Source organism: Streptomyces sp. PTL18, from assembly GCF_059510295.1.
Genome location: NZ_JCAJZO010000004.1, coordinates 389,672 through 408,349 on the forward strand (window position 1 = coordinate 389,672; position 18,678 = coordinate 408,349).

The window sequence follows — 18,678 nt, forward strand, 5'->3', positions numbered from 1 at the left end:
GTTCCGGCTCGTACGGCGGCGGGCCGGACGATGCGGGTGTGGGCGGGTGCGGTGTGGGCGGGCGCGGTGTGGGCGGGCGCGGGGCCGGTGGTCCTGGGTGCCGGTGACGGTCGTACGGGGACCGACCGGGGTCGTACCGGGCCAACGCCGTCCTCGTGCCCGGGCCGGGGACCAGGCGGACCGGGCGGCTCACGGATGAGCCATCGGCCCTCCGGCCACCGCCGCCACGGCGTCCGCGAGCCGGTCCAGGACCGCGTCCGTCTGCTCGTCACTGATTGTCAGCGGTGGCAGCAGCCGGATCACGCTGGCGTGCCGCCCGCCCAGCTCCACGATCAGACCGCGCCTCAGGCACTCCCGCTGCACGGCGACGGCCAGCGAGGGCGCGGCGGGGCGCGGTCCGGTGCCCTCGAGGGGGGATGGCGGGGAGTCCGGGTACGCCGGATCGGATGCGGACTCGGGGTTCACCAGTTCGATGCCGATCATCAGCCCCCGGCCGCGCACGTCCCCCACGCACGGGAATTCGGCGGCGAGGCGGCGGAGGCAGTCCAGCATGCGGGCACCGAGCGCGTCCGCGCGCTCGGCGAGGCGGTTCTCACGGACGTAGGCGAGGGTCGCGGTGCCGGCCGCCATGGCGAGCTGGTTGCCGCGGAACGTTCCGGCGTGGGCGCCGGGCTTCCACACGTCGAGGTCGTCGCGGTAGACGACGACGGCGAGCGGCAGGCTGCCGCCGATCGCCTTGGACAGGACCATCACATCGGGCACCACCCCGCTGTGTTCGACCGCCCAGAAGCGTCCGGTGCGGCCCACGCCCGTCTGTACCTCGTCCGCGACCAGCGGGATGGCCCGGGCCTCGGTGATCCGCCGCATACGGCGCAGCCACGCGTCCGGCGCCGGGTGCACCCCGCCCTCGCCCTGGACCGGTTCGAGGATCATCCCGGCGGGCAGCGGCACCCCCGACTTGGTGTCGTCCAGGAGGGACTCCGTCCAGCGCGCGGAGAGTTCGGCGCCGCGCTCGCCGCCGACCCCGAACGGGCAGCGGTAGTCCTGGGGGAACGGCAGACGGGTGACACGGACGTCGCCCGCGCCCCCGGACGCCTCGAGCGCCCCCGCGGTCATGCCGTGGTAGGCGCCGGTGAAGGCGAGGATGCCCCGTCGTCCGGTGGCGGTGCGCACCAGTTTCAGTGCCGCCTCGACGGCGTCCGTCCCGGCTGGTCCGCAGAACTGCACACGTGCGCGATCGGCCAGGGCGGGCGGCAGGGTGCGGAACAGCTCCGTGGTGAAGGCGTCCTTCACGGGTGTGGCCAGGTCCAGGACGTGGAGCGGCGCACCGGAGTCCAGGACCTTCCGGATCGCTTCCAGGACCACCGGGTGGTTGTGGCCGAGGGCCAGCGTGCCCGCGCCGGAGAGGCAGTCCAGATAGCGGCGCCCGTCGGCGCCCTCGATGGTGAGCCCGCGCGCCCGCACCGGCACGATCGGAAGGGCGCGCGCGTACGTTCGCGCCGCGGACTCACGCGCCGACTGCCGCCGCAGAATGCCTTCGTGCGCCCCGCGCACACGCTCGGTTCCGTCAGCCCCCTCACGCCCCTTCTCGGCTCCCGCGCGCCCCTTGGACGCGCCCTCCACCGGCACCACCGCAGTCTCCGTCACGGTCACGACGTCAGTTCCTCCCGCTGCTCAGAGGCGATGGCCGAGGGCTGGAGCCGGGACGGCAGGCCCCACACCTACCAACGACCCGAGGAGCGCGGGGAAGCGGGCGGGCGGAAGATCTTTGCGTTGGCCGCCGCCGTGACGCAACCGTTGCGGTTCCGTGGGAGCTCCCGCACAGCGAACGCATAGTCTGTGATGCCGTTCGGCGGAAGCCCGTGATCATCCGTTGCCCACCGTCGTCCTCGGCGGTACGTCACTTTCCGACGCCGTTGTCTCCAGGGGGAGTTCCACCATGCGACCGATACGACCGCTCTTCGCCGTCCGCTCGAAAGGCGGTGCGCACCGCAGAACCTCCCCCGTGCCGGCTGCGGTCGGTCTCGCGACGGCGCTGGCGCTGACGGTGACCGCGTGCGACTCGGGCGGCAGCAGCGACACGAACGCGGGGGCGAGCGCGTCCGCGTCCACCTCCGCTGACGGCAAGATCAAGATCCCGGACGACATCAGGCAGAAGCTCAAGCGGCATGGGATCGACATCGACAAGTGGAAGCACGGCGCCTGGAAGAACTGGAACAAGGACGACTGGCTGCGCGAGGCCGACGATTTCATCAACCCGATCATCAAGGGCCTGTGGAACCCGGACCGGATGCGCAGGGCCAACGACCCGGCCAAGAAGGTCGGCGCGGGCGACCTCTCGGGTGACCAGGGCGTCACCGACCCCACCCCGGCACCGGTGAAGGCGCAGGCGGTGCCGGCCGCGTACCACGACAACGCTCCCCCGGCGGGGAAGGTGTTCTTCGACTCCCCCAAGGGCACGATGGTCTGTTCGGGAACCGTGGTGGAGGACCCGGCGCACCCGGGAAAGTCCAACCTCGTGTGGACGGCGGGCCACTGTGTGCACGCGGGCAGGGACGGCGGCTGGTACCGCAACATCGCCTTCGTACCCGCGTACAACAACTCCGGGCTGGCAGCGGCAGAGCTGCGGAACGCGACGCGGCAGGAGGTCGCCCCGTTCGGAGTCTGGTGGGGTGACTGGGCGCGAACCTCCCAGCAGTGGATCGAACAGGGCGGCGAGACGGGTGGCCGGGGCGCGTCGTACGACTTCGCCGTCATCCATGTGACGCCGGAGCAGGGCAACGGAGGCAAGTCCCTGGAGGAGACCGTCGGTTCGGCGCTCCCGGTGAACTTCGACGCGCCGGCCGTTCCGAAGGTCGGCAGCATCACCGTGACCGGCTATCCGGCCGCGCCCCCGTACGACGGCCAGAAGCTGTACCGCTGCCAGGACAAGCCGGGCCGGCTGTCGCTCGCACGGACGGACCCGACGATGTACCGCATCGGCTGCACCATGACGGGCGGTGCGTCCGGCGGCGGGTGGGTGGAGACGGGTGCCGACGGCAAGCCCGCCCTGGTCTCCAACACCTCGATCGGCCCGGTGACATCGGGCTGGCTGGCCGGTCCGCGGCTGGGAGCGGTGGCCAAGGGCGTCTACGAGGGGGTCAGCAGGAAGTTCGCGCACCCGTGAGGCGCCGCGCCGTCCTTCGGCCCCGAACACCCGTGAAGGCGCGAAGCCCGCTCCCTGTCGCAGGAAGCGGGCTTCGACACTTCGCGCCACGGGGCGCGGTGGATCAGAGCGCGGAAGCCGGCGTGTACGGCGCCAGTTCCGCCGCCAGTTCCTCGTGCACCCGGGCCTTGAGCACGGTGCCCTCCGGGGTGTGCTCCTCGGAGATCACCTCACCCTCGGAGTGGGCGCGCGCGACCAATCGGCCGTGGGTGTAGGGCACCAGGGCCTCGATCTCCACCGACGGCCTCGGCAGCTCGTCGTCGATGAGTGCCAGCAATTCCTCGATGCCCTGGCCGGTGCGGGCCGAGACCGCGAGGGCGCGCTTCTCGATCCGCAGCAGTCGCTGGAGCACCAGCGGGTCCGCCGCGTCCGCCTTGTTGATGACGACGATCTCGGGTACGTCGGTGGCGCCGACGTCCGTGATCACCTCGCGCACGGCGGCCAGCTGCTCCTCCGGGTTCGGGTGCGAACCGTCGACCACGTGCAGGATCAGGTCGGAGTCGCCGACCTCCTCCATCGTGGAGCGGAACGCCTCGACCAGGTGGTGCGGCAGGTGCCGCACAAAACCGACGGTGTCCGCCAGCGTGTACAGCCGCCCGCTCGGGGTCTGGGCCCGGCGCACGGTCGGGTCGAGGGTCGCGAACAGCGCGTTCTCGACCAGGACGCCCGCGCCGGTGAGGCGGTTGAGCAGGGACGACTTGCCGGCGTTGGTGTAGCCCGCGATGGCGACCGAGGGCACCTTGTGGCGCCTGCGCTCCTGGCGCTTGATCTCGCGACCGGTCTTCATCTCCGCGATCTCCCGGCGCATCTTCGCCATCTTCTCGCGGATCCGCCGACGGTCCGTCTCGATCTTGGTCTCACCGGGGCCACGGGTCGCGAGGCCGCCGCTGCCGCCGCCCATCTGCCTCGACAGCGACTGGCCCCAGCCGCGGAGCCTCGGCAGCATGTACTGCATCTGGGCCAGTGCGACCTGTGCCTTGCCCTCGCGGGACTTCGCGTGCTGGGCGAAGATGTCGAGGATCAGCGCCGTACGGTCGATGACCTTGACCTTGACGACGTCCTCGAGATGGATCAGCTGGGCCGGGCTCAGCTCACCGTCGCAGATGACGGTGTCGGCGCCCGTCTCGAGGACGACGTCGCGCAGCTCGGTTGCCTTGCCGGAGCCGATGTAGGTGGCCGCATCGGGCGTGTCGCGGCGCTGGGTCACGCCGTCGAGCACCAGCGCGCCCGCGGTCTCGGCGAGGGCTGCCAGCTCGGCGAGGGAGTTCTCCGCGTCCTGCACGGTCCCCGACGTCCACACCCCGACGAGCACGACGCGCTCCAGGCGCAGCTGCCGGTACTCGACCTCGGTGACGTCCTCGAGCTCGGTGGAAAGGCCCGCTACACGGCGCAGAGCCGCGCGCTCGGAGCGGTCGAACTGGTCGCCGTCCCGCTCTCCGTCGAACTCGTGGCTCCAGGCGACGTCCTCTTCCATCAGGGCATCGGCCCGAAGACCTTCGGGGTAGGCGTGCGCAAGGCGCTTGGCGTCCTGGGAAGGGGAAGAAGAGGAGGTCATTGGGTCCTTACGTCGATTGATCCGATGGCGATGACGGGGTGCCGGCCCCATGGGCCTGTCACAGGACTCGTCACCGGTGACAACGCTCGGGTGCCCCGGAAGATTCCCGGTCACCCGCCCCGGAGGGCCGCGCCGCCGACCTGATGATGGTCCCACGGCACGGCCGGTCCCGTCATCCGAGTTGTTCGGCGCCTTTGCCGTCGACGGGGTCGGTCTTCCAGTCCGGGTGGCCCGGCATCGGCGGGGTCTTCTCGCTGTGGAGCCAGCCCCTGAAGAAGGCGCCGAGGTCGCGTCCGGCGGTGGCGGACGCCAGGCGCTCGAAGTCGGCCGTGGTCGCCGTGGAGTCGTGGTGCAGGGCCACCCAGGCCCGCTCCAGGCGCTGGAAGGCGGTGGCGCCGATCTCCTGGCGCAGGGCGTAGAGCACCAGGGCGGCTCCGTCGTAGACGTTGGGCCGGAAGATGCCGATCTTGTGGCCGGGCTTCGGGGCCTTGGGCGCGGCGGGCGGTCCGCCCGAGGCGCGCCAGCGGTCGGAGAGGGTGTACGCCGCCTTCATGCGCTGCTGAAGGGACCGGTGCGCCGTCTCGTCCGCGTAGAGGGCCTCGTACCAGGTGGCATGTCCCTCGTTGAGCCACAGGTCGGACCAGGCGCGCGGGCTGACGCTGTCGCCGAACCACTGGTGGGACAGCTCATGCACCATGATCGACTCGACGTACCACTTGGGGTAGGCGGGTTCCGTGAACACGTGTTCCTCGAAGAGGGAGAGGGTCTGCGTCTCGAGTTCGAACCCGGTGTCGGCCTGGGCGATCAGCACCCCGTAGGTCTCGAAGGGGTACAGACCGACCTTCTTCTCCAGCCATGCGATCTGGTCGGGTGTCTTCTTCAGCCAGGGTTCGAGTTTCGCCCGGTCCTTGGCCGGAACCACGTCGCGAAGGGGAAGACCGTGGGGTCCCTTGCGGTGCAGAACGGCGGTGCGGCCGATGGACACCTGGGCGAGTTCCGTGGCCATGGGGTGTTCGGTGCGGTAGGTACGGGTGGTGGTCCCCCCGCTGCGCCGGGTGCTCACCGGGACTCCGTTCGCCACGGCCGTGTAGTCGTCCGGCGTGGTCACGTGAAGGGTGAACATCGCCTTGTCGGAGGGGTGGTCGTTGCACGGGAAGACCAGGTGGGCGACGTCGGCCTGATTGGCCATGGCGAGCCCGTCGCCGGTGCGTACCCAGCCGCCCTGCCGGTCCTTGCCGGAGACGGGGTCGCTGGTGTGCCGCACCGTGATGCGCAGCAGGCGGCCCTTGGGGAGCGGGGCATCAGGTGTGATCACCAGATCCTCCCCCGCGAAGGTGAAGTCCGCGGGCGTGCCGTTGACGTCGACGGACGCGACCGTGCCGTGCGCGAAGTCCAGGTTGACGCGCTCCAGTCGCTGGGTGGTGCGGGCGTCGATGGTGGTCACGGCGGCGAGCGGCTTGCGGTTGTCGCCGGTGTAGGTGAAGGACAGGTCATAGGCCCGGACGTCGTATCCGGGGTTGCCGAGCGTGGGGTAGAGCCGGTCACCGATGCCGAGGGGAACGGCGGGCGAGGGGGCGTTCGCGGCGATCAGACAGCCGGAGACGGCACAGGCGAGGAGGGCCGCCTGTGCACGGTGGACACGTGCTGTGACGGAACGAAGGCTGAGCGGCATGGACCACCGCTATCAGCGCGCACCCTCCGCACGTGCCCGACGCGCATCGGCCCCACTCGAACGGGTTCAGCCGGGGGGAGGGCCGACCGGGCGGGGGCCGCATGGCCGTCCGGAGGCGGCCCGTCCGGAGGCGCCGGTCGCCGGGGACGGCCGGCGGGTCTTGCACGCGGGACGGCCGACGGGCCGTACGGGAGTCGGCCGACGGCCCGACGCCTCCCGTGACAGCCTCAGTGCACGGTCGTCGCCGGATGCCGGGCTCTGCTCACGTCGTACACCCCCGGGACGTTCCGCATCGCCCGCATCAGGGCCGGGAGATGGGTCGCGTCCGGGAGCTGGAGTGTGTACGTGTGGCGTACGCGCTGCTGGCTCGGGGGTTCGACCGTGGCCGAGACGATGGCGACGCCCTCCAGGGCGATGGCCTCGGTGAGGTCCGCCAGCAGGTGCGGACGGCCGAAGGACTCCGCGACGAGCGTGACCCGGCATTCGGTGGTGTCCCCCCAGCGCACGCCGACCTCCTTACGCCCGGCGCTCTTCATGCGCTCCACTCCGGCGCATTCGACGCGGTGCACGGTCACCACGCCCCCGCGCACGGCGAAGCCGGTGACCTCGTCCGGCGGCACGGGCGTACAGCAGCCCGCGAGGCGCACGGATGCGCCGGGCAGGTCCACGACGGCGTTGGCGGCCCGCAGGGCGGGCGCCTCCGGGGTGGGGCGCGCGGGCAGCGCGGGCGGGCGGGCGGCGCTGCCGAGCGCTGAGTCGTGCGTGGCACTGTCGTCGAGCGAGCCCCGGACGCCCGGCGCCGACGCGTCACCCGGTGTCTCGGCGGGCGCCGGATGCGCCGCCAGCCAGCGCTGGATCGCGATGCGCGCGGCCGGCGTGTGGGCGTGCTCCAACCATTCCCGGGACGGCTCCGAGGCGGGGTCCTGACCCATGAGGAGCTGCACGGTGTCGCCGTCCTTCAGAACCGTGCTCAGCGTCGCCAGCCGGCCGTTGACCCGGGCGCCGATACAGGCGTGCGCGTCCTCCCCGTACTGCGCGTAGGCCGCGTCCACGCAACTCGCGCCCTCGGGAAGCCCCATGGCGCCCCCGTCGGGGCGGAACACGGTGATCTCCCGGTCCTGGGCGAGGTCCTCGCGCAGCGACGACCAGAACATGTCGGTGTCCGGCGTCGCCTGCTGCCACTGAAGCAGCCGGGAGAGCCAGCCGGGCCGGGTGGGGTCGGCGCGCTCACCGTCGGCCGGATCGTCGGAGGCGGGGGCGTAGGGATTGCCGAGCGCGATCACTCCCGCCTCGGCGACCTTGTGCATCTGGTGGGTGCGGATGAGCACTTCGGCGACCTCGCCGTCCTCCCGCGCGACCGCCGTGTGCAGGGACTGGTACAGGTTGAACTTGGGGACGGCGATGAAGTCCTTGAACTCGGAGACCACCGGGGTCAGGCAGGTGTGCAGTTCGCCGAGGACCGCGTAGCAGTCGGCGTCCTCGTTCACGAGTACCAGCAGGCGCCCGAAGTCCGCTCCGCGCAGCCGGCCCCGCTTGCGGGAGACGCGGTGGACGGAGACGGAGTGGCGTGGCCGGATGAGGACTTCCGCCGGGATCCCGGCCTCGCGCAGCACCGTGCGCACCCGGTCGGCGGTCTCGGCGAGCGGATCGTCGCCGTGCGCCGCGTTCTCGGCGATCAGTTCCCTGGTGTGCTCGTACTCCTCGGGGTGCAGGACCGCGAACACGAGGTCCTCGAGTTCGGTCTTGAGCGCCTGCACGCCGAGGCGTTCGGCGAGCGGGATCAGCACGTCCCGGGTGACCTTCGCGATGCGTTCCTGTTTCTCCCGGCGCATCACGCCGAGAGTGCGCATGTTGTGCAGCCGGTCGGCGAGTTTGATCGACATGACGCGGACGTCGTTGCCGGCGGCGACGAGCATCTTGCGGAAGGTCTCGGGCTCGGCGGCCGCTCCGTAGTCGACCTTCTCCAGCTTGGTGACACCGTCGACGAGGTAGCGCACCTCCTCGCCGAACTCCTCGCGCACCTGCTCGAGCGTCACATCCGTGTCCTCGACGGTGTCGTGGAGGAGGGAGGCGGTCAAGGTCGTGGTCTCGGCGCCGAGTTCCGCCAGGATCAGGGTCACGGCAAGGGGGTGGGTGATGTACGGCTCGCCGCTCTTGCGCATCTGCCCCCGGTGCGAGGACTCGGCCAACAGGTAGGCGCGGCGCAGCGGTTCGAGGTCGGCCTCGGGGTGGTGGGCGCGGTGGGCCTCGACGACGTGGCCGATCGCGTCGGGCAGCCGGTCACGGGTGGCCGGGCCGAGCACTGCGGCCCGGCCCAGCCGGCGCAGGTCGAGCCGGGCGCGGCTCTTCCTTCGGTGGGCCCCGGGCGTAGCAGGGGCGGGGTCGGCAGGGTTCGTGGCCTCCGCACTCATGGGCACCTCCGGCTGCGTGGACCGGCGGACGGGGTGCCTGATGGCGATTCGCGGCGCAGGGGCTCGCGACGGTCCCCGTCCCGGCCGGTGCTTGATGCTATCGAGCCCACCACGCCCGCCCGACCGGCTCTCGTCGAGCGTGAAACGGATCACCCATTCGAGCGACATCCTGAAGGTTTACGCGTTTCAGCCAGGGGAAATCGCCCAGTCCGTCGATTACGACTCTCCCACCGGCCTCGAGCTGCGGATCCGAGCACCGGAAGCGGCCGTCTCTGCGATCCGGAGGCGTACGGCGAAGCGGCCGACCACGCTTTCCAGCCACCACGCGAGGCGCAGCGTCATCGCCCGCGTGCCACACCGTGCTTCGGCGCTCCATCCGTTCGCCCCCCAAAGGCCAACGCCGGGACTTCAGTTCGCGGGCGCGTCAGCGGATACCGCGGTCCTGAGCCACTCGGCGTCGATCTCGCCCTCGGCGACGATCACCGCCGGACCGGTCATCTCGATCTCGCCGTCCGGGCGCTCGGTGATCACCAGGGTGCCGCCGAGGACGTCCACGGTGTACGTGACGGGGGTGCCCGTCACGGCCGGGTCCGCGCCGTCGCGGCGGGCCGCGGCGACGGCCACCGCGCATGCGCCGGTGCCGCACGAGCGGGTCTCCCCGGAGCCGCGTTCGTGGACGCGCATCGCGACGTGGCGGGGAGCGCGGTCGACCACGAACTCGACGTTCACCCCGTCCGGGTAGGCGGAGGCCGGGCTGAACGGGGGCGGGGTGAACAGGTTCCCCGCGTGCGCGAGGTCGTCCACGAAGGCCACCGCGTGCGGGTTGCCCATGTTCACGTTGCGCGCGGGCCAGCTGCGCTCGCCGACACCGACCGTGACCTCCCCTTCGGGCAGCACGGCACGGCCCATGCCGACGGTGACCTCACCGTCCTTCGCGATGTGGACGGTCTTGACGCCGCCGCGCGTGGCGACCGTTAGATCGCCCTCGGTCACATGACCGGCGCGCTGGAGGTAGCGCGCGAACACCCGTACCCCGTTGCCGCACATCTCCGCGACCGAGCCGTCGCTGTTGCGGTAGTCCATGAACCACTCCGCCTCCCCGGCCATCTCCTCGGCCTCGGGGTGCGCCGCGGAGCGCACGACGTGCAGCAGACCGTCGCCGCCGATGCCCGCGCGGCGGTCGCACAGGGCGGCGACGGTGGCCGGGGGCAGGTCGATGACGTTCTCGGGGTCCGGGACGATCACGAAGTCGTTCTCCGTGCCGTGCCCCTTGAGGAAGGCGATCCGCGTGCTCATTCCTCGATCGTACGGGGTCGGTACGACAGCCACGGACCGCGCGGCGCAGGTCAGCGCAGCCGCGCCACGCGCCAGACCGCCAGGACGACGACCGCGACGACCACCACGGCGTACGCGAGGACGACACGCCAGTCCGGGCGCCGCCCCGATCCGCGCTGCGGCAGGCCTGGGTACGTGTAACCGACGCGGCGCGCGGCCATCATGCCCCAGCCGGCCGCGCAGGAGCAGATCAGCAGGCCGAGCATGGCGACCACGGCGCCGCCGTCGCCGAACTCGAACGCCAGCGGGAAGGCGAACATCAGGGAGCCGACCGCGGCCAGTCCCACGATGGGGGCGAGCTGCCAGATCCGCAGCCGGCGCTGCGGGCGCAGCTCGACCTCGACCTCCGGTCCGGTGGACAGCTCGTCCGCCTCCGGCCCGTCGTCGACCACACCGTCCGGGGGCTGTTCGTCGGGACCGTCGGAACTGAGCCTTGGGTCCTCGTCCTGCGCGGTCCCGTGCTGCGCGCCTTGTGTGGTGTCGCGAGGGCCGGCCTCCATCGCCACGCGCCCTCCCAACTCGGACTCACTCGGTCGATCGAAGCTCGATGATGGCATGCCGGGTGAGGCCCCGATGACGGCCGGAGCGTCCCGATGCCATCACGTGATCAGGCTGTGACCGGTCGTTCGATCAACGCCAGCGCGAGGTGCGGAAGTTCCCCGAGGTCGTCCGCGGCGCCGCTGAGCCAGTGCACGCGTGGATCACGGCGGAACCAGGAATCCTGACGGCGCGCGAAGCGCTTGGTGGCGCGCACGGTCTCGGTGCGCGCCTCTTCCTCCGTGCACTCCCCCGCGAGCGCCGCGAGCACCTGCTGGTATCCGAGCGCGCGCGAAGCCGTGCGCCCCTCGCGCAGGCCCTGCGCCTCCAGCGCCCGCACCTCGTCCACGAGCCCCGCCTCCCACATCCGGTCCACCCGGCGCGCGATCCGCTCGTCGAGTTCGGGCCGGCCGACGTCGACGCCGATCTGGACGGTGTCGTAGACCGAGTCGTGCCCGGGGAGGTTGGCGGTGAAGGGCCGACCGGTGATCTCGATGACCTCCAGGGCCCGGACGATACGGCGGCCGTTGCCGGGCAGGATCGCCTGCGCGGCCTCCGGGTCCGCGGCGGCCAGGCGCGCGTGCAGGGCTCCGGAGCCGCGCAGCGCCAGCTCCTCCTCCAGCCGGGCGCGCACCTCGGGGTCGGTGCCGGGAAACTCCAGGTTGTCGACCGCGCCGCGCACGTACAGTCCCGAGCCGCCCACCAGGACGGGCCAGCGGCCCTCGGCGAGCAGCGCGTCGATACGGGCGCGGGCGAGGCGCTGGTACTCGGCGACGGACGCCGTGACCGTCACGTCCCAGATGTCCAGCAGGTGGTGCGGAACGCCGCCGCGCTCCTCGGGCGTCAGCTTGGCGGTGCCGATGTCCATCCCCCGGTAGAGCTGCATGGAGTCGGCGTTGACGACCTCCCCGCCGAGCTGCTGGGCCAGGAATACTCCCAGATCGGACTTTCCGGCCGCGGTCGGCCCGACGACGGCGATGACCCGCGGCGCGGGGGCTGCACTACTCACCGCAACAGTCTCGCAAACCTCCGGACCCCGCCTCGAACGAGTTACGTGACACCCCGAGTGGGGGGTCGTTGCCTGTTGCGAGGTTCCGGTCACCGGTTCGAGAACGGGTGACCCGGGGCGACGCAATGGGGCGCACCGAGTTACGCGGTATTTCGCCCGCACGAGTAACGTATGGAGTGGATATGGGTGTTTTTGCACGGCTTCTCCGGAGGCCGAGGACGACCGAGGAGAATCGGTCGGCCGCGACGGAGACCGCACAGGCGGTGGAGGGTGCCGACGCGGAGGCGACGGACGAGGTGACCGATTCGGGCACGGCTGAGGCCGGGAAGCCTCCGGAGAGTGCTCCGCAGGAGAGCGCGGACGCCGACGACGACGCGGTCGGGATCCCGACGCAGCAGTCCGGCGAGAAGGCCGTCGGCAGCGAGGCCGGCGAGGGCGCCCGTACGTAACCCGTTTGAGCCAGGGAAGGTGGACCATGGGCCTCGTGGACAACCTGAAAGCCAAGGTCACGAACCTCGCGCAACAGCACGAGGAGAAGGTCGACCGCGGCCTCGACAAGGCCGCGCACGTGATCGACGAACGGACCAAGGGCAAGTACAGCGACAAGATCCACACGGGCACGGACAAGGCGAAGCACGCGGTGGAGCGCCTCGCCCACCGGGACACCGGCCCGTCGACCGGCGAAGCGGCACCCCCCGGGACACCACAGCCGCCTTCGGCCTCCTGACCACGCTCCGGACAGCACATCACACGTCGGCGGACGGCCGCGGGGCCATGGCCTCCCGGCCGTCCGCCGTGTCCGCCCCACGGCGGGAGCGACCACGTTCGGCGGCCGCGCCCACGAAGGCGCTAGGACCAGACGGCCACCAGGTATCCCACCCCGTACGGCGCCTCGTCGTACAGCAGGCTGCCGGACGGGCGCACGTCCGCCGCCGCGCCCGCGAGGATCTGCCAAGGCGCCCGGCCACAGGCCTTCAGGTCCCGGGCCAGGGCCGGATCGAGGGATTTCAGGGCCGGCACGTCCGCCGCACCCAGCGCCCGCGCGACCTCCGCGTCGAAGTCGGCCGCACGCTCGTCCAGGTAGCCCGGCGCCTTCACCGAGCGGCACGCGCTGGCATCGCCCATGATCAGCAGGGCCGTCCGCTCGGCCTGCCCGGCGAGCCCGGCTCCGACCTCGGCGCACCGCTCGGGGGTCAGGAGTTCCGGCACAGCCAGCCCCTCCACGGGCGCGTCGGCCCAGCGTGTGCGCTCCAGCAGCCATGCGGCGACCGCGAGCGACGGCGGAAGTTCACGCTCCTCGCCCGCGCCGCCCGCGCCCAGCCGTACGTCGACGTCCACACCGAAGCTCCGGAACGAGCCCGGCGCGCCCTCGGCGTAGCCGCCCTCCCCGCCCTCCCCCGCGGGCCCGACGACCACCAGCCGGTCGGGACACGCGGCGGCGAGCACGCCGAGCGCGTCCTCGCACGCGGCACGGGCGCCGTCCAGTTCGGGCGCGGCACCCGCGGCGACCTCGGGCACGAGGAGGGGCGGACAGGGACAGACGGCGGCGGCGACAAGCACGATCCGCAGCGTAACCGGGCCGGACGGCGGCGTCAGTCGCAGCCGCAGGCGCCGGCGGTGGCCATGGGCAGCGGCGCGGGCGCGCCGACCTTCGGCAGACCCAGCATCACACCGGCCGGCCTCGCGGCCTCAGCGGCGTTCCGCTTCGCCCACGCGTCGCCCGCACGCGTACGGCGCACATCGAGGACGGAACCCTCGGCGAGGAGATGGTGCGGGGCGGCGTACGTCACCTCGACGGTCACCACGTCACCGGGGCGCACCTCCTGCTCCGGCTTGGTGAAGTGGACCAGGCGGTTGTCGGGGGCGCGGCCGGACAGCCGGTGGGTGGCTCCGTCCTTGCGGCCCTCGCCCTCGGCGACCATCAGCTCCAGGGTGCGGCCGACCTGCTTCTTGTTCTCCTCCCAGGAGATCTCCTCCTGGAGGGCGACGAGACGCTCGTAGCGCGCCTGGACGACCTCCTTGGGGATCTGGTGGTCCATGGTGGCGGCCGGGGTGCCGGGCCGCTTGGAGTACTGGAAGGTGAACGCCTGCGCGAACCGTGCCTCGCGCACCACGTGCAGGGTCTGCTCGAAGTCCTCCTCGGTCTCCCCGGGGAAGCCGACGATGATGTCGGTGGTGATCGCGGCGTGCGGGATGGCGGCGCGCACCTTCTCGATGATCCCGAGGTAGCGCTCCTGCCGGTAGGACCGGCGCATCGCCTTCAGCACGGTGTCCGAGCCGGACTGCAGCGGCATGTGCAGCTGCGGCATCACGTTCGGCGTCTCGGCCATGGCCGCGATGACGTCGTCGGTGAAGTCGCGCGGGTGCGGGGAGGTGAAGCGGACGCGCTCCAGGCCCTCGATCGTCCCGCAGGCGCGCAGCAGCTTGCTGAAGGCCTCGCGGTCGCCGATGTCGGAGCCGTACGCGTTGACGTTCTGCCCGAGCAGGGTGATCTCGCAGACGCCCTCGGCGACCAGGGCCTCGACCTCCGCGAGGATGTCGCCGGGGCGGCGGTCCTTCTCCTTGCCGCGCAGCGCCGGGACGATGCAGAAGGTGCAGGTGTTGTTGCAGCCGACGGAGATCGACACCCAGGCCGCGTAGGCGCTCTCGCGCCGGGTGGGCAGCGTCGACGGGAACGCCTCGAGCGACTCCGCGATCTCGACCTGCGCCTCCTGCTGCACCCGGGCGCGCTCCAGCAGGACGGGCAGCTTGCCGATGTTGTGCGTGCCGAAGACGACGTCCACCCAGGGCGCCTTCTTCACGATGGTGTCCCGGTCCTTCTGCGCAAGGCAGCCGCCGACGGCGATCTGCATACCGGGCCGGACGGATTTCTTCGGCGCGAGGCGGCCGAGGTTGCCGTACAGCCGGTTGTCGGCGTTCTCCCGCACGGCGCAGGTGTTGAAGACGACCACGTCCGCGTCCCCGTCCGACCCCTCGGGCGCGCGCACGTACCCGGCCTCTTCGAGCAGCCCGGCCAATCGCTCGGAATCGTGGACGTTCATCTGGCACCCGTAGGTGCGGATCTCGTAGCTCTTGGGTGCGTGAACGTCCACTGCGGGGCTCCGGTCGCTGCTGCTGGTCATGCAACAAGAGTAGGCGGTACTCCAACAGCCCTGCCCCGGCCACGAGCCACCGTGCACCGCCCGGTCTCCGCAGGGTCGCGGCGCAGGTCAGTGGCGCACCTCACAACACTTCAGCGATTGCGCAACTCTAAGGTTCAAGCATGGATCTTCATGTCGCGACGAAGTGGGAGACGGCGGTGCTCGCCGGAGGGCCGGCCGACGGCCTGCGCATGCAGGTCGCGGGCCGGCCCTCGGTGCTGCAGGTGACCTACCCCTGCCGGGTCGAGTCCCCGGCGGACGGGGTACGGGTGGAGGCGCTGTACGTCTACCGGCGCCGGCTGGGCGTGAGCAGCGAGCCGCTGACCTACGGCTACGACGGGGCCAGCCCCTGACGGACGCGGTCTCAGCCGGCGGCGGTCGGCGGCCTCTCCGTGGCCGCCTCGGCGGCGGTCGTGACGACCGTCGGCTCGACCGGAGCGGGCGCGGAGGCGGCGGGCGCGGACGCGTTCTCGTCCTTCATCGCTTTCGCCTCGCTCTTGAGGATGCGCATGGACTTGCCGAGCGCCCGGGCGGTGTCGGGGAGCTTCCTCGAGCCGAACAGCACGATGAAGACGATCGCCACGATCAGCAGGTGCCAGGGTTCCAGTCCATTGCGGAGCATGACTGCCCGCCCTTCCTCGCGTCGGCCGAGGACGCCTCTCGCCGCTCCCCCGTGCCATGTCGGTTGCTATGTTGCGCAACTGTACAACCCGCGGTCGTCGGCGGAACCGTGCGGAACAGGAATCGCAGGGAAACCGACAGAACCCGCCGACCGGTCACCACCGCGCACCGGACCGTCGTTCGTAGCGCGACTTGACCGCCCGCAGGGCGAGCGCGTACAGGGCGAGGACGGCGGCGAGCAGCAGGTAGTACGCCAAGGGCAGCACGGGCAGGCCGAGCACGGAGCCGAGCGGGGAGAGCGGCAGCAGGAGCGCCACGGCCGCGAGAACGGCCGCGGCCCGTCCGAGCGGACCGGGCGCGCGTCCCTCGGCGACGCGTCGGCCGGACCTCAGCAGCAGCATCACCAGGGCCTGGGTGAGCAGGTTCTCCGTGAACCACGCCGAGTGGAACACCGCGTCGTCGTCGAGCGCGTCCGGGCCGTACAGCGCGAGCGCCAGGACGCCGAAGGTGGCGAGGTCGGCGACCGCGTTGAGCAGTCCGAAGCCGGTGATGAAGCGCAGGAAGTCGCGCGTTCGCAGCACGGTGGGCCGGGCCAGGGTCCGGGCCGCGGGGCGGTCGTAGGCGAAGGCGAGCTGGGCCGCGTCGAAGCACAGGTTCTGGGCGAGGACCTGGGCCGGGAGCATCGGCAGAAAGGGCAGCAGCAGACCCGCGGCGAGCATCGCGACGACGTTGCCGAGGTTCGAGGAGAGCGTGACGCGCAGGTACGAGGCGATGTTGCCGCCGGCGTGGCGGCCGGCGGCGACCGCGTGGTCGATCGCGCCGAGGTCCTTGTGGGCGAGGACGACGTCCGCGCTCTCGCGGGCCACGTCGACGGCGTCGCGCGGCGTGACTCCCACGTCGGCGGCGTGCAGCGCGGGCACGTCGTTGACACCGTCGCCGAGGAAGCCGACCGTGTGCCCTGCCGCGCGCAGGTCGGCGACGATGCGCGCCTTGTCCTCGGGGGTGCAGCGGGCGACGACGGTCGCGCTCGCGTCGTCCGGGGCGCCCGCGGTTCGCACCCGGCCGGGGTGGAGGCCGAGGTCACGGCAGACGCGGACCGCGGTGCCGGGGTGGTCGCCGGTGAGGATCCGCACGGTGACGCCGCGGGCGGCGAGGTTCCGCAGGGCGTGCGCGGCGGTCGGGGCGAGGGCGTCCCGGAAGGTGACGAAGCCGCGGAAGGTCAGGCCGCGTTCGTCGGCGGGGGTGTAGGGGCGGGTGCGGGCGGGGCGGTCCGCGGTGGCGACCGCCAGCAGCCTGAGGCCGTCGCCGGCCTCGCGCGCGGCCTGTCCGAGCAGCCGTTCCCGCTCGGCGGGCTCCAGCGCGCAGCGTTCCAGCACGTCCTCGGCTGCGCCCTTGACGACGAGGACGTGTGTGCCCACGCCGCCGCGTACCACGGCGGTGGCACGGCGGCGGACCGGGTCGAACGGCACGGCGGCCACGCCCTCGCAGTCCTCCCAGGCGCCGTCGGCCGCGTCCAGGATCGCCTCGTCCAGGGCGTCCGGGGCGGGCAGGTCGGCGAGTTGGAGGGTCCACCAGGCGCTGACGGCGGCCCAGCGCAGCACCTCGGGCGCGTCCCTGCCGTCGCCGTCCAGGGCGCGTTCGACCACCGGCCGGTCCTGGGTGAGGGTGCCGGTCTTGTCCAGGCACAGCACGTCGACGGCGCCGAGGTCGTGCAGCGCGGGCAGGCGTTTGACGATCACGCCGTGGCCGCGGGCGAGCAGGGAGGCGCCGCGGGCCAGGCAGGTGGTGACGATGACCGGCAGCATCTCGGGGGTGAGGCCGACGGCGACCGCGACGGCGAACGGCAGTGTCTGAAGGCCCCGGCCGCGCAGCGCCGCGCCCGCCATGAGGACCAGCGGCGGGGTGAGCAGCATGAACCGGATCAGCACCCAGGAAATGCCGTGCACGGACCGGTCGAAGGCGCTCGCCCCGCGCGCGGCCGGCGCGCCGTGGGCCCGCGCGAACCGGGTCCGGGCGCCGGTGTGCAGGACGAGCGCGGTGCCGCTGCCGGAGGCCACGCTGCTGCCCTGGAAGCAGAGGTGGGGCTGGGCGAAGGGTCCGCCGCCGACGGTGCCGGGGACGTCGGGGGCGCTCTTGGCGACCGGCGCCGACTCGCCGGTCAGCGCCGCCTGATGCACGGTCAGGCCGCCGGCGCGCAGCAGTCGTACGTCGGCGGGGACCAGGTCACCGGGCGCGAGCCGGACCACGTCGCCCGGCACCAGTTCGGCGGCCGGTACCTCGCGCTCGTGCGGCGGTCCGTCCGCCTCCGGTCGGCGCACCACGGTCGCGGTGGTGGCGACCAGGTCGCGCAGCGCCGCCATGGAACGGTCGGCCCGGTGCTCGCCGGTGGCGCGCAGGCAGCAGCTGACCACGACGAGGGAGAGGATCACGCAGGCGGTGCTCCAGGCGGTGACGGTCGCCGAGACCAGGCCGAGGCAGAGCAGCACACTGGTGAAGGGGTCGCGCAGTCCGCGCACGAAGCGCCGGGTCCAGGAGGTCGTACGGGCCTCCGGGAGCACGTTCTCCCCGTGCTCCCCGAGCCGGGTCTCCGCCTCCGCCTCGGTGAGCCCGCGCAGACTGCTCTCCAGGCGGCGCAGCTCCTGCAGGGAGGTGGGTCCGCCGGCGCCGGGGTCCGGGCCGGGCGCGGGTGCCGGGGCCGCGGCGGTCTCAGAGGCCACGGAGCCGGGGTTCCGGGACGTCGGCCGGGGCGGCACGGTCGGTCAGCCGGCCGACCAGGAGGCGCACCACGGTCACGATGTCCGCGTCGTCGACGAAGTACACCTGGCGGCGGCCCTCACGGCGGGAGCCGACGAGTCCGGCGAGCTTGAGCTTGGTCAGGTGCTGACTCACGGCGGGAAGCGCGCCGCCGACCCGCTCGGCGAGTCCGGTGACATCGCTCTCGCCCTGAGCGAGCGCCCACACGATGTGCAGCCGCGCGGGCGAGGCCAACAGCCCGAACGCCGCGGCCGCCTGGGAGAGCACCTCGGCGGACGGATCCTCGAAACCACCGCCGACTGCCGCCACCGTGGGCCCTCCTGTTCACACCGGGGTCATCCGGGGCCTCCCTTGCGGATCAGCTCGGCGTCGCGGAGGTCCGGCACGCACTCCTCCACTGCCTCGACGGCGTGGGGGCGCCCCCCAGCGGCGTTGTCGT

The 18,678-nt window shown here is 72.4% G+C and carries 16 protein-coding genes; 4 read left to right on the forward strand and 12 right to left on the reverse strand.

Annotation, left to right across the window (positions count from 1 at the left end; translation table 11 throughout):
* Nucleotides 1-189 precede the first annotated feature (189 nt).
* Complete coding sequence (locus AC5WS8_RS10790; protein ID WP_496103156.1) at nucleotides 190-1,554, reverse strand: diaminobutyrate--2-oxoglutarate transaminase family protein; 1,365 nt, start codon at nucleotides 1,552-1,554, stop codon at nucleotides 190-192.
* Nucleotides 1,555-1,939: 385 nt separating this feature from the next.
* On the opposite strand from AC5WS8_RS10790, the gene AC5WS8_RS10795 reads away from it, so the two are divergent.
* On the forward strand, nucleotides 1,940-3,166 hold the full coding sequence (locus AC5WS8_RS10795) for a trypsin-like serine peptidase (protein WP_496103103.1): 1,227 nt from the start codon (nucleotides 1,940-1,942) through the stop codon (nucleotides 3,164-3,166).
* Nucleotides 3,167-3,269: 103 nt separating this feature from the next.
* Here AC5WS8_RS10795 and hflX read toward each other — a convergent pair whose 3' ends face one another.
* The 6 genes from hflX to miaA form a co-directional block, all read right to left on the reverse strand.
* Nucleotides 3,270-4,760, reverse strand: a complete 1,491-nt coding sequence (gene hflX / locus AC5WS8_RS10800; protein ID WP_496103104.1) for a GTPase HflX — start codon at nucleotides 4,758-4,760, stop codon at nucleotides 3,270-3,272.
* 172 nt (nucleotides 4,761-4,932) lie between these two features.
* The gene (locus tag AC5WS8_RS10805) at nucleotides 4,933-6,432 is read right to left on the reverse strand and encodes a M1 family metallopeptidase (protein WP_496103105.1); all 1,500 of its coding nucleotides are present in this window, start codon (nucleotides 6,430-6,432) and stop codon (nucleotides 4,933-4,935) included.
* 227 nt (nucleotides 6,433-6,659) lie between these two features.
* Nucleotides 6,660-8,843, reverse strand: a complete 2,184-nt coding sequence (locus tag AC5WS8_RS10810; protein WP_496103106.1) for a RelA/SpoT family protein — start codon at nucleotides 8,841-8,843, stop codon at nucleotides 6,660-6,662.
* Nucleotides 8,844-9,251: 408 nt separating this feature from the next.
* Entirely contained in the window at nucleotides 9,252-10,139 is an 888-nt protein-coding gene (dapF, locus tag AC5WS8_RS10815; RefSeq protein ID WP_496103107.1) for a diaminopimelate epimerase, read from the reverse strand.
* Between the two features lie 50 nt (nucleotides 10,140-10,189).
* A complete protein-coding gene (locus AC5WS8_RS10820; protein ID WP_496103108.1) occupies nucleotides 10,190-10,684 on the reverse strand; it encodes a hypothetical protein in 495 nt (164 codons plus the stop codon).
* A gap of 101 nt (nucleotides 10,685-10,785) precedes the next feature.
* Complete coding sequence (gene miaA, locus AC5WS8_RS10825) at nucleotides 10,786-11,724, reverse strand: tRNA (adenosine(37)-N6)-dimethylallyltransferase MiaA (RefSeq protein WP_496103109.1); 939 nt, start codon at nucleotides 11,722-11,724, stop codon at nucleotides 10,786-10,788.
* Nucleotides 11,725-11,906: 182 nt separating this feature from the next.
* On the opposite strand from miaA, the gene AC5WS8_RS10830 reads away from it, so the two are divergent.
* A complete protein-coding gene (locus AC5WS8_RS10830) occupies nucleotides 11,907-12,173 on the forward strand; it encodes a hypothetical protein (protein ID WP_496103110.1) in 267 nt (88 codons plus the stop codon).
* 26 nt (nucleotides 12,174-12,199) lie between these two features.
* Entirely contained in the window at nucleotides 12,200-12,451 is a 252-nt protein-coding gene (locus AC5WS8_RS10835) for an antitoxin (RefSeq protein ID WP_496103111.1), read from the forward strand.
* 122 nt (nucleotides 12,452-12,573) lie between these two features.
* On the opposite strand, the gene AC5WS8_RS10840 is transcribed toward AC5WS8_RS10835, so the two are convergent.
* A complete protein-coding gene (locus tag AC5WS8_RS10840; protein ID WP_496103112.1) occupies nucleotides 12,574-13,284 on the reverse strand; it encodes a class III extradiol dioxygenase subunit B-like domain-containing protein in 711 nt (236 codons plus the stop codon).
* Between the two features lie 32 nt (nucleotides 13,285-13,316).
* Nucleotides 13,317-14,846 (reverse strand): tRNA (N6-isopentenyl adenosine(37)-C2)-methylthiotransferase MiaB, encoded by a 1,530-nt coding sequence (miaB, locus tag AC5WS8_RS10845; protein ID WP_496103113.1) that lies wholly within the window; start codon nucleotides 14,844-14,846, stop codon nucleotides 13,317-13,319.
* Nucleotides 14,847-14,986: 140 nt separating this feature from the next.
* Between miaB and AC5WS8_RS10850 the strand changes: the two genes are divergently transcribed.
* A complete protein-coding gene (locus tag AC5WS8_RS10850; RefSeq protein WP_388562113.1) occupies nucleotides 14,987-15,217 on the forward strand; it encodes a hypothetical protein in 231 nt (76 codons plus the stop codon).
* Nucleotides 15,218-15,228: 11 nt separating this feature from the next.
* On the opposite strand, the gene tatA is transcribed toward AC5WS8_RS10850, so the two are convergent.
* The 3 genes from tatA to AC5WS8_RS10865 form a co-directional block, all read right to left on the reverse strand.
* Nucleotides 15,229-15,486: a Sec-independent protein translocase subunit TatA gene (gene tatA, locus AC5WS8_RS10855; RefSeq protein WP_496103114.1), complete on the reverse strand. Its 258-nt coding sequence runs from the start codon at nucleotides 15,484-15,486 to the stop codon at nucleotides 15,229-15,231.
* A gap of 154 nt (nucleotides 15,487-15,640) precedes the next feature.
* Nucleotides 15,641-18,202, reverse strand: a complete 2,562-nt coding sequence (gene mgtA, locus AC5WS8_RS10860; RefSeq protein ID WP_496103115.1) for a magnesium-translocating P-type ATPase — start codon at nucleotides 18,200-18,202, stop codon at nucleotides 15,641-15,643.
* Nucleotides 18,192-18,548 (reverse strand): ArsR/SmtB family transcription factor, encoded by a 357-nt coding sequence (locus AC5WS8_RS10865; protein ID WP_496103116.1) that lies wholly within the window; start codon nucleotides 18,546-18,548, stop codon nucleotides 18,192-18,194. The genes mgtA and AC5WS8_RS10865 overlap by 11 nt, the downstream gene beginning before the upstream one ends.
* Nucleotides 18,549-18,678: the final 130 nt, after the last annotated feature.